The following is a 10,846-nucleotide window of genomic DNA, read 5'->3' as shown; positions in this document are numbered from 1 at the left end:
GATATGCCTCGATCAGCTCGGCTTCGGTGATCGGGGTGTCTAACCACCGGTAATACGGCTGGCGGGCGAGCTTGAGGACCCGGCACGTCACCGTCACGGGGACCCCGTCACTGGCGAGCTCTTTCACGAGCGGGTACATCATTTTCCCGGCAAGTTCGCCTGCGACAAATACGCTGCAGCCCGACGCANGACCTCGTTCTCCTGCTCCAGAAGCCGGTTGCGCTTGCGTAGCTCCCGCAACTCGGCAGACTCCGTACTGGACTGTCCTGGCTTGATGCCTTCGTCGATATCAGCTTGGCGGAGCCACTTCTGCAAGGTCATCGGATGGATCCCGAAGTCCTGCGCGATCTGCTCGAGCGAGACACCGGACTCGCGATTCCGCGCGATGCGGACCACATCAGCACGGAACTCTTTCGGGTAAGGCTTAGGCACAGCAACATCCTTCCAGACCCACCCCGTCGGGGTAAGTCAGATCAGATGTCACCTAACCGTGCAGCAGTCCCGATCGTCATTGCCAGGCTGTGTGTGTTCATACCTGTCCTTGTCATCGAAAACCCGGTATTCGTAGTGGTGAAAGCGCGAAATCAATGATGGCGTTCGGTGGTGCATCTTCCGCAAGGTCGAACACCGCCCGCACGAGGCTTCCGTCAACGTTGACGTCGACATCGACAATTCTTTTCATCTCGGTCCCCTCGGTGAGTTCGACTGGAGGCTCATTGGTGGTGTCGGTGAGGATGGTGTCTGCAAGCGCATCAGGTTCGTCAGACAACGCGCAGACCACCGTCTGAACCACCTCGCCCGGATAGACGCCTATGGCGACCTGCCCGAATAGTGGGTTCGTTCCAGTCGCCTGCAGCCAGGACATGTCACGGGTATCAATGACCCGTGCGGCAACAGGGTCACCGAGGCAGGCGATGACTGCAGCGAAATCCTCATTGCGGAGAAGCGTCTCGTGCCCTTCAGGATGTTCATCAAGGCGTCCCATGTTCGCCTGTTCCTCGCCCATCAGGACCGAGCCATCGTTCGCTATCAGTTGGGTGGCGTACAGGTCACCGAGGAAGAAGTCCGCGCTGTCGTCATCGAAAACGAAGACGCCCTCCTCATCCGTCCACCCGGATGCTTCCGCTGCGGCCGCGATCGCGTCTGTGTCTTGGTTCCCTTCGACGAGAAACAGTGCGTCGCCGCCGAAACCAATCTGATAAAGAGTCTGCGCAGCCAACGTCTCAATACCGAGGATCTTGGACATTTCATCGCGCGAACGGGGCACACCGGCCGGCCCCAGGCCATAACCACTCATCTCGCTCCACCGGGGGTCCTCCACAGCAAGGTCCCGCAGCAGGGCTTGATTCCCGTAATAGACGTCGATCTTTTCCTGGAGTGCACCGGACAGTGCGGCGGTCGAATCTAACTGCTCTGCAAAGGCTCCCGACGGCCCCTCCCCGACCGGCAGCTCCCTCATCCTGTCCTGCGCCCCGGATTCTTCGGCTTCTTCGGATCCCTCGCCTGCACATGCGATCAGCATGGTCCACAGACTCATCACTGCTATAGCCGCGGCTGTGCGCCTGAGAATCAGGCCTTTCTCCGAATCCAGTCTGCTTCTTCGCATGGTGTCCGCTTGTCGTTCACCGGAAACCCGGCAGTCCCGGTCGGCGGGCCATTGTGATGAGGCTGTCCGCGTCGGTGTCTTCTGCATGCACGAACCGGGCCCGCACCAGATCACCATCTACCGATATCTCCACATCGACGATCCACTCCGAGAGCTTTTCGTCACTGGGGTTGTTGATCGTGTCGTTCTCCACGCTCAAGGCAATGTCCTCCGCCACCGCCTCTGGGTTGTTTGAGACCGCACACACCACTGCCGATGTGGCCTCGTCTTCCTCTCCTGCGAAAACTCCGACGGCTATGGGCCCCTCTGCTGCCGCGGTTCCCCGGTAGCCCGACCCGATCTCATCAGAATCAACGATTCGCCCAACATCAGGCTCCCCGAGGCAGGAGGTGATGGTGGAGTAGCTGGGGGTGCTAAGAAGTGAACCGTGTGCGCGAGGTTCTGCGGCAATTCTGGTCATATCCGAGTCTGGATGCCCGAGCATCACCGAATCACCGAGGAGTTTCACCTGCGCGGCGAACTGCAAGCCCTGCACCGCGTTGGGTGGGGGATCAATTTTCAGGATGTCGCCGTCTCGCATCCACCCATTCGCGATTGCAGTGTCGCTAATTTCCTCGGTGTCTTGGTTTCCCGCCACCAAAATCACCCGGTTGTCGTCGACCCCCACTGAAAACAGCGTGGTCGCCGCTAAGACGTCAACACCTGTCAGCTCTCTGACCTCTGCAGCGTTGTCTGTACCTGGGCCAAGCACTCCTGCCCCGAAGCCGTCGAGATACCCCCACGTGTCATCGACCGCCGCTGATTTCCTGACCGTGGACTGGTCTCCATAGAAGACATCGACGCTGTATAACCGGTCTCCCCGCTCCCTGTCAGTGTCTGCTGTTCGAACCAGCAGATCAGGGAAGGCCATCGCGGGTTCTTCCGTGGCGACGGCGGTCTGCCCCGCACAAGCCACCAGGGACATGGCAGTGCCAATGCCTACTGCGACCGAAACCCTCCGCATGACCATGCCACTCTCCACTTTCCCAGTGAAAACTACCGGTGCTAAGAGTTTATAGCGGCACAGTCATCCCCCGCCAAAGGCCACGTGCTGTCACAGCATGGAAAGAGCCACAGCCGTCGCCACTGCGTTGTTCAGCATGTGCAGGATAGTCGGCGCCCACATGCTCCGATTGACCCGCAGCAGAATGGCCATGGCGATGCCAAGGCAACTGATCATCACAACCGCTGCGGGCACCACGTGCATCAGGCCGAACAAGACACCAGAGATAATCACTGCGGCCGCGACGCCGACGCCCATTCCGAACTTCTTCCCGAAGCGCATCTCAAGCCAGGCGTACAAGAAACGTCGGAAAACGATTTCCTCCACCAACGGGAGAATGAACACTGCCAGCAAGATCACGCCGAACATCATCACCGGTCCGATCGCTGCGGTGTCACGAATGGCCTGACTGGTGTCCGCGTCCGGTTCACTGAGAAAGAGCGAGCCCAATGACGCCCCCACCATCAACACCACAATCCACGTCCCGGGTATCTGCCACACCATGTGCCAGCCAGTTTTTGGACGGACAAATCCGAGGTCAGACCACCGGTATTTCCGGATTTTAAGAATCCCGGCAACCATGGCGATCTGAATCAGCCCCACCACTGGGAGCACCCATCCGGCACCGTCTGCACCGAAATAGATCGCCATGAACACCACAGCAAGGCCGCCGATAGCCATCGACAAGGCGAAGGTGATGAACACTAAGAATGTATCCAGACCCGAGACCGGCCGCTCGAAAGTCGGCTTGTCTGTATCCGGGTCCACCGGTGGCTCTGAGACGGGATACGTCTGCTGCGGGTACAACGCCTGCTGAGGGCCCGTCGGTGTCAGCTGCGGATCAGGGCGCTGAGGGTGCCCAGCGAAGGGATCGTACGAGCCGGGGTTGTTCCGTTCCATGCCCGTAACGGTAACAACCTGCCCTATCTGTCAGTTACCTGCGTGGACGGAGTTTCGCATGGTCCGGCACTGGCGGAGACGGCAGCCACGAGACACCGTCTGGATCATGGCTGGTGTAGTTCGCGACGGTGCCGAAGCGGCTGTGCTCAGCCGATTCGTCGGAGTTCTCCCGGTTCCACTCCTCTTGCATCCCAACGACCTCCTCATGACTGCGCCCAATGAAATTCCAGAACATAATGATGGACTCATCAAGAGGCTCTCCACCGAGGAGAATGACACGGGTCCTGCCGCCTCCACCTGCCGTGATTCGGAGCTCCCCTGCACCCGGTGAGATGCACGCCAGTGCTGCTGGTTCCACGGTGAATTCGTCAGTCTCGTCCGTGTCACCGCTGTCGGTGTTCACCGGTTCAACCGTCACGGTCACCGCGGCATTGTCCGGGAGGATTCCGTATTCGAAGGTGGGGTCGAGGGGAAGGATGGCGGTGTTGGAGGCGTCGATAAGCAATTCGTGCAGGACTAGGCGGCTGTACACCGTGACGGGCGAGTTCTCGCCGAGGTATTCCACTTGTGTGCCCCAAGGCAGGTGGCGCGGTTCCGGCACGTAATTCTCGAAACTGCGGGGTGCGGTGTCGCGGTGGGCGCCAGGAAGTGCTGTCCACAGCTGCATCCCATGGAGGATCGTCGTGTCTGGGGTGGAGACTTCACTGTGGCTAATGCCGTGGCCTGCGGTCATGAGGTTGATCTCGCCGGGGCGGACCAGGCCACGGCCGCCGGCGCTGTCGTTGTGCTCGATTTCGCCGGTGAACAGCAGAGACACTGTTTGCAGTCCGGTATGGGGATGCGGGGCGACGTCCATGCCACCGTTAGCAGAGACCCGTTCAGGTCCGTAATGGTCAGAGAAACACCACGCTCCAATGAAGGAGCGTTCGCGGTGCGGGAGAGTACGTCGGACGGTCATTGCGCGCGGCCCGCCGAGGGGCACCTCCCGAGCGGACAGCACCTGGACGCCAGGTCCGGGGAAATCTGTCGGGTCAACGGCGGACGGATGATTGTTGGGGACGCCGGCTCCTGCAGGGGCCGGGATCAGTCGGGGCTGGACTGTGCTCATGCCTCTCCAGCCTATGCGCAACCGATCACCGGAAGTCTCTACTCCGCCCGGCGACGACCTTCCCGGACACCATCTCCTGCAGCGGCACGAGTTTGTCCGCCACCACCGTGACCGCACCGGAATTGTTTTGGATGATCCCGCGTACAGCGAGGGCGCGCTCTCGGGTACCGATCATGCGGTATCGCTTCCACAATCCTGGGGTGCACAACACGTTCATCAGCCCGGTCTCGTCCTCCATGCCGAGGAATACCACCCCAGCGGAGGTCTGTGGCCGCTGCCGGTGGGTGACGATGCCGCCGATCCAGCCGTGGGATCCGTCCGGAGCCTGCTTGAGCTGCGTCGCAGACAGCACCCCGGCGGCCTCCAATTCAGAGCGCAATGCCGCCACCGGGTACTCCCCTGGTGTCACGCCAGTGCCCGCCAGGTCCGCCGCTGCCAGCTCAAACTCGGACATGCCAGGCAGCGACGGCGCAGTCACGGCGGTCAGCCCCGGCAGCATGCCGTCGTTCTCCGTCGCGGCCACTCCGGCCGCCCACAATGCTTGTCTGCGGTCCATCCCCAGACATTCCACCGCCCCCGCCCGGGCCAGCGCCTCCACATGGGAGACCGAAAGCCCGGCCCGGCGCGATAGGTCAGCGATGTCGCGGAAGGAACCGTCGGCCTCCCGCGCTGCCACGATCCGCTTCGCTGCGTCCGACCCCAGGCTGGAGATCGACCCCAGGCCAAGCCGGATCCGCCCACCGGGACAGTTCGCTTCGACACCAGAGTCGTTGACACTAACCCCATCACAGGCGACTCCGTGCCGCCGCGCGTCAGCGCCCAGGGACTGTGGCGAGTAAAAACCCATCGGTTGCGCACGCAGCAGGGCTACGCAGAACTCCGCTGGGTAGTGGCACTTGAACCACGCGGAGAAGTACACGATTGAGGCGAAGGACTGCGCATGCGACTCGGGGAAACCGTAGGCGGCGAAGGCGACGATCTTGTCCCACAGCCGGTCCGCGACCTCGCCTTCGATGCCATTGGTGTCCGATAATCCGCTGATGAACCGGGCCCTCAGTTTCTCCATGCGGCTCACCGACCGCTTGGATCCCATCGCCCGGCGCAGCGAATCGGCCTCGGCGCCGGTGAATCCGGCGGCGTCGACGGCGATCTGCATCAGCTGCTCCTGGAACAGCGGGATGCCCAGAGTCTTGCCCAGTGCACCTTTCAGCACCGGGTGGTCGAACACAACCTCCTCCTCACCATTGCGCCGCCGGATATACGGGTGCACGCTGCCGCCCTGGATCGGGCCTGGCCGGATCAAGGCGACTTCCACCACCAGGTCGAAAAAAGTGCGTGGGCGCAGCCGCGGCAGCGTCGACAACTGAGCGCGGGACTCCACCTGGAACACGCCCACCGCGTCGGCGCGGCAGAGCATGTCATACACAGCAGGATCATCCACACCGATCTCCCATAACTCCACGCGCCGACCTTGGTGTTCCTCAATCAGGTCGATGCAGTGGTGCAGTGCCTCGAGCATGCCCAGTCCCAGTAGATCGAACTTCACCAGTCCCGCCGCGGCGCAGTCGTCTTTGTCCCACTGCAGAACGGAACGGTTCTCCATACGGGCCCACTCAATGGGCACGACATCGGCAATCGGCCGATCGCACAGCACCATGCCACCGGAGTGGATACCCAGGTGCCGCGGCTGTCCACGGAATTTCTCTGCCAGCTCAAGGACTTCCTCGGGAGGTTCGGTCACTTTGTTCACCCAGCCGTCGACCAAGCCGTCTGGCTGGCCCAGCGCCCGGGCAGCGTCACGCAATGCACCACGGCGCCGGTAGGTGATCACGTTGGCTACCTGCGCCGCCCGCCCGCGTCCATACGTGGAGTAGACGTGCTGGATCACCTCTTCACGACGCCCGGACTCGATATCCAGGTCAATATCCGGCGGTCCGGTGCGCTCTGAAGAGAGGAACCGCTCGAAAAGCAGCCCCGCACCGATCGGGTCAACGTTGGTGATCCCGAGGGCAAAACACACCACCGAGTTCGCCGCCGATCCACGCCCCTGCGCGATGATTCCGTTGACCCGACAGAACTCACAGATATCTCGCACGATCAGGAAATATCCGGGAAAACCCAGTCCAGCGATCACGTCCAGTTCGTGCCGAATTTGCTTCCCGACGTCCTCCGCCACCTCACCATCCGCCTCCTGCCCGTAGCGCCTCTCTGCACCTTCCCAGGTGAGCCTGCGCAACCAGGACTCCTCAGTCTCCCCTGCCGGAACATCGCAGCCAGGCAGGTTCGGGGCGATCAGGTCGAGGGTGAAGGCGCACTCCTCTGCCAGTGCGACAGTTGTCTCCACGACCCCAGGCAGATGCCGAGCCCGGGCATCCAATTCCGCCGGAGAGCGCAACCACCGACCACCCACAGGCGGGATCTTCCCCACATGCTCATCGAGTGAGTCCCGCTCGGCCAGTGCATGTTTGGCGCCCGCGGCCCGCGCATCCACGGGTGCGGCTGCGGTCGCTGCGGAGGTGATGATGCGGGGAAGACGGAAACGTCGGGAAGCATCTTCTAGTTCCCATTCATCATCAGCATCCGCCGGTTCCAGGCGGATGCGATGCTCTAGGACCACGCGGTCAGAACCGAACGCATCGATGAGTTCGGGCAGGTGCGGGATCCAGGTGGCATCCGCGAGCACGGTCCAGTGCCCATGCGCAGCCTCGCCAAGGCGCGCCAGCGACGGGTACACCACCACGTCCTTGTCACGGTGCGCCATGTGCGCGGCGGCGAGGGTCCGGCTGAGCCGCCGATATCCTTCCGGACCGCGGGCGAGCACCGTGAGCGGGGCATGCGGCAACGACAGCTCGGCACCGATGATTGTCTTCAGCCCGTACTCCGCTGCTGCCTCCGCGAACCGTGCCACACCATAGAACCCGTCCCGGTCTGCGATGCCGACTGTCTCCAGCCCCAAGCGCACCGCTTCCTCGACGATCGCCTCCGGGTCAGAGGCGCCATGCAGGAACGAATACGACGACCGGCAGTGCAGCTCTACCGTGCACGCTCCGCGCGAGCCCGGCGCCTGAGCCGCCGAACGCGGAGACTTCACTACCTCCCGGCGGAATCCGTTAAAACCCGTGCCCGGACGCAGCGTTCCCACTGACTGTCCAGAGAGGATTTTTTCCACCCGTGACCAGGACAGCGGCGCCTCTGAACGCGCTCCGCCTGCCTCTGCTCCCGGTGCACTACTGACCTTGTCCATCCTGCTGTCCTCCATGCGGCGGACCCTAACCACCACCACCGACATCATCGCACTTCTGTTCGAACATGTCGACAGTGAGAGTTACTCTTTCCTGTGCGCCGTTAGAACTGCTAACGTAAACCCACTTAAGAGACAGCTTGGTCTAGTTGCGTGCCCCACTCTCCGTTGGCGAACCGTCACGGCCGACAAGGGCACAGGCCACTTCACAGAGGAGAACCCTATGAACCTGCGACGCATCGGTGCGGCAGTCACCGCCATCGCACTGACCGCGGGCCTGGCCGCCTGCGGCTCCGACAACAACTCCGGAGAACCCCTCGCCGACGGTGCCACGATCCGCATCGGCACCACCGACCGCGAGAAGGAAGCCTGGAGCATCTTCGAGGAGAAGGTCGCCGCAGAAGGCATCGAGCTCGACGTGGTTGAGTTCGGCGACTACCCGTCGGTCAATCCGGCACTGGCTTCCGGACAGCTCGACGTGAACCTGTTCCAGCACATCCAGTACCTGGCTGAGTACAACGTCGGCAACAACGAGGACCTGGTTCCGGTCGGCTCCTCCGAGATCGTCCCGCTGGCCATCTTCTGGCAGGGCGGCGATTCCGTCGAGGAGATCCCCGAGGGCACCGAGGTCGCCATCCCGAATGACTCCTCCAACCAGGGCCGCGCCCTGAAGGTCCTGGAGTCCGCCGGCCTGATCGAGCTGAACACCGACAGCCTGACCCCGACCCCGCTGGACGTCAACACTGACGCTTCCACCGTCCAGGTCACCCCGGTCGACGCCGCCCAGACCCCGCGCGTCTACGAAGAGGGCAAGCCCGCCGTCATCAACAACTCCTTCCTGGATCGCGCCAACATCGACCCGCAGTCGGCGATCTTCGAGGACAACCCGAACGACGAGGCCGCTGAGCCGTACATCAACGTCTTCGTGACCACCCCGGTCAACCAGGACAACGAGGACATCCAGACCCTCGTCCGCCTGTGGCACGACCCGGAGGTCACCGAGGCTGTCGAGCGTGACTCCCGTGGCACCTCCGTCGCCGTCGAGCGCACCCCGGAGGACCTGCAGGAGATCCTCGACCGCACGGAGACCCAGCTCCGTGAGGACCCCGATGACGAGTAGTCGCGAAGGCCTCGAACCCCTCACCACCCCCGGCATGTCTGGGGCGACTGTGGAGTTCAGGCACGTCGACAAGGTCTTCAACGAGGGCAAAAAGGGTGAGGTCCGAGCTTTGTCGGACGTCTCCATATCCGTCGGCTCCGGGGAAATCCTCGGTGTCATCGGCTACTCCGGCGCGGGCAAGTCCACGCTGATCAGGTTGGTCAACGGCCTGGAGCAGCCCACCGCCGGTTCCGTCCTCATCGACGGCCGAGACATCGCCGGACTCAAGGAGAAGCAGCTCCGCCCGATCCGCCGAGAAATCGGCATGATCTTCCAGCACTTCAACCTGTTCCACTCCCGCTCGGTTGCTCGCAATGTCGAGTACCCGCTGGAGCTGGCTGGTATGTCCAAGAAGGACCGGCAGGCACGAGTCCAGGAACTGCTGGACTTCGTCGGGCTAGGCGACCGCGGCAAGGCCTATCCGGAGCAGCTCTCCGGCGGCCAGAAGCAACGTGTCGGCATCGCCCGCGCGCTTGCCTCGAACCCGCGTCTGCTGCTGGCGGACGAGGCCACCTCGGCTCTCGACCCGGAGACCACCGCCGGAGTCCTCGAACTCCTGCGAAAGGTCAACCGGGAGTTCGGTGTGACGATCGTGCTGATCACCCACCAGATGTCCGTGGTCCGTGCGATCGCGGACCGGGTAGTCATCATGGAAAACGGCTCCGTCGCCGATAGCGGCACGGTCCGGGAGATTTTCTCCAGCCCGTCGACTGCCACGGCACAGCGTTTCGCCGCGACCGCACTCGGGGATCGCCCGGAAGGCCGCGAGCTCGCCAGCATCCACGACGGTCGCGCAGGTGAACTGATCACCGTGCGGGTTGACGACTCTGTTCCGCTGACCCGCCTGATCCAGGACGCCTCCTCGCTTGGCGTCGAGGTCACAGTCGCCCATGGTTCGGTTGCGAACGTGCAGGCCCACGCCTTTGGTCGCCTCACCGTTCGTCTGACCGGACCTGGCGGCGGCCCGGCTGATCCCGCCGCGGTGCGGGAGCTGCTCACTTCCTGGAACACCTACACCGAGACGGAGGTGACTCGATGACCGCCAACACCACTGTGCTCGCCGCGGACACCAACTGGTCGATCATCGGCCCGAACATGCTTCGCGCGTTCGGCGACACGCTGTGGATGGTCACCGTCACGATGCTCTTCGCGGGCATCATCGGGCTGGCCTTCGGCATGCTCCTGTTCGTCACGAGGCGTTCGGGACTGCTGCCTTCTGGCCCGCTGAACACCTTCATCAACGTGTTGGTGAACTTCATCCGGCCAATCCCGTTCATCATCTTGGTGGCAGTGATGGGTCCGATCACGCTGATGGTTGTCGGCACCACTGTCGGCAGTAATGCGGCGATTTTCGTCATGATCATCGCCGCGTCGTTCGCCATTGCTCGCCTGGTCGAGCAGAACCTCATGGCCATCGATCCCGGTGTCATCGAGGCTGCTCGCGCGATGGGTGCGTCTCCGTGGCGAATCATCCGCACCGTGATCATTCCGGAGGCCCTCGGCCCGATGATCCTCGGCTACACCTTCGCGTTCATCGCGGTGGTGGATATGTCCGCTATGGCCGGTTATATCGGCGGCGGCGGCATCGGTGACTTCGCGATTGTTTACGGTTACCGCGCCTTCAACTGGGAGGTGACGATCGCAGCGACGATCCTCATCATCATCCTGGTGCAGGCCGCTCAGCTGCTGGGCAACTGGCTCTCGCGCAAGATTATGCGCCGCTAGTTACCGTCTGCAGATCGCCGTCCCGGTTCTTTCCGGGGCGGCGATTTTTGCTTCCCGACGTCCCC

At 62.7% G+C, this 10,846-nt stretch carries 9 protein-coding genes; 3 read left to right on the top strand and 6 right to left on the bottom strand.

Annotated elements, in window-relative coordinates:
- Positions 1-138: 138 nt before the first annotated feature.
- From YWU_RS0106865 to YWU_RS0106840, 6 genes are all read right to left on the bottom strand, one after another.
- The gene (locus tag YWU_RS0106865) at positions 139-432 is read right to left on the bottom strand and encodes a transposase (protein WP_027019893.1); all 294 of its coding nucleotides are present in this window, start codon (positions 430-432) and stop codon (positions 139-141) included.
- Positions 433-544: 112 nt separating this feature from the next.
- Positions 545-1,522: a hypothetical protein gene (locus tag YWU_RS0106860; RefSeq protein WP_027019892.1), complete on the bottom strand. Its 978-nt coding sequence runs from the start codon at positions 1,520-1,522 to the stop codon at positions 545-547.
- Positions 1,523-1,622: 100 nt separating this feature from the next.
- Positions 1,623-2,609, bottom strand: coding sequence for a hypothetical protein (locus YWU_RS0106855; RefSeq protein WP_156892747.1), 987 nt, complete (start codon positions 2,607-2,609; stop codon positions 1,623-1,625).
- A 90-nt stretch (positions 2,610-2,699) separates the two neighbouring features.
- Positions 2,700-3,548, bottom strand: coding sequence for a CPBP family intramembrane glutamic endopeptidase (locus tag YWU_RS0106850; RefSeq protein WP_027019890.1), 849 nt, complete (start codon positions 3,546-3,548; stop codon positions 2,700-2,702).
- 34 nt (positions 3,549-3,582) lie between these two features.
- Positions 3,583-4,656, bottom strand: coding sequence for a pirin family protein (locus YWU_RS15630; protein WP_084141910.1), 1,074 nt, complete (start codon positions 4,654-4,656; stop codon positions 3,583-3,585).
- A gap of 25 nt (positions 4,657-4,681) precedes the next feature.
- A complete protein-coding gene (locus tag YWU_RS0106840) occupies positions 4,682-7,900 on the bottom strand; it encodes an error-prone DNA polymerase (protein ID WP_034647376.1) in 3,219 nt (1,072 codons plus the stop codon).
- Positions 7,901-8,120: 220 nt separating this feature from the next.
- Here YWU_RS0106840 and YWU_RS0106835 point away from each other — a divergent pair, with 220 nt between their 5' ends.
- From YWU_RS0106835 to YWU_RS0106825, 3 genes are read left to right on the top strand one after another with little or no spacing between them, the layout of a single operon-like run.
- Positions 8,121-9,017, top strand: a complete 897-nt coding sequence (locus YWU_RS0106835; RefSeq protein WP_027019888.1) for a MetQ/NlpA family ABC transporter substrate-binding protein — start codon at positions 8,121-8,123, stop codon at positions 9,015-9,017.
- Complete coding sequence (locus YWU_RS0106830) at positions 9,007-10,095, top strand: methionine ABC transporter ATP-binding protein (RefSeq protein ID WP_240484073.1); 1,089 nt, start codon at positions 9,007-9,009, stop codon at positions 10,093-10,095. Before YWU_RS0106835 ends, YWU_RS0106830 begins: the two co-directional genes overlap by 11 nt.
- Positions 10,092-10,781 (top strand): methionine ABC transporter permease, encoded by a 690-nt coding sequence (locus tag YWU_RS0106825; RefSeq protein ID WP_034647348.1) that lies wholly within the window; start codon positions 10,092-10,094, stop codon positions 10,779-10,781. Before YWU_RS0106830 ends, YWU_RS0106825 begins: the two co-directional genes overlap by 4 nt.
- Positions 10,782-10,846: the final 65 nt, after the last annotated feature.

Origin of the sequence: Corynebacterium sputi DSM 45148 (genome assembly GCF_000427865.1) — a bacterium.
Classification (GTDB): Bacteria; Actinomycetota; Actinomycetes; order Mycobacteriales; family Mycobacteriaceae; genus Corynebacterium; species Corynebacterium sputi.
This window is presented reverse-complemented; position numbering and strand designations above follow the sequence as displayed.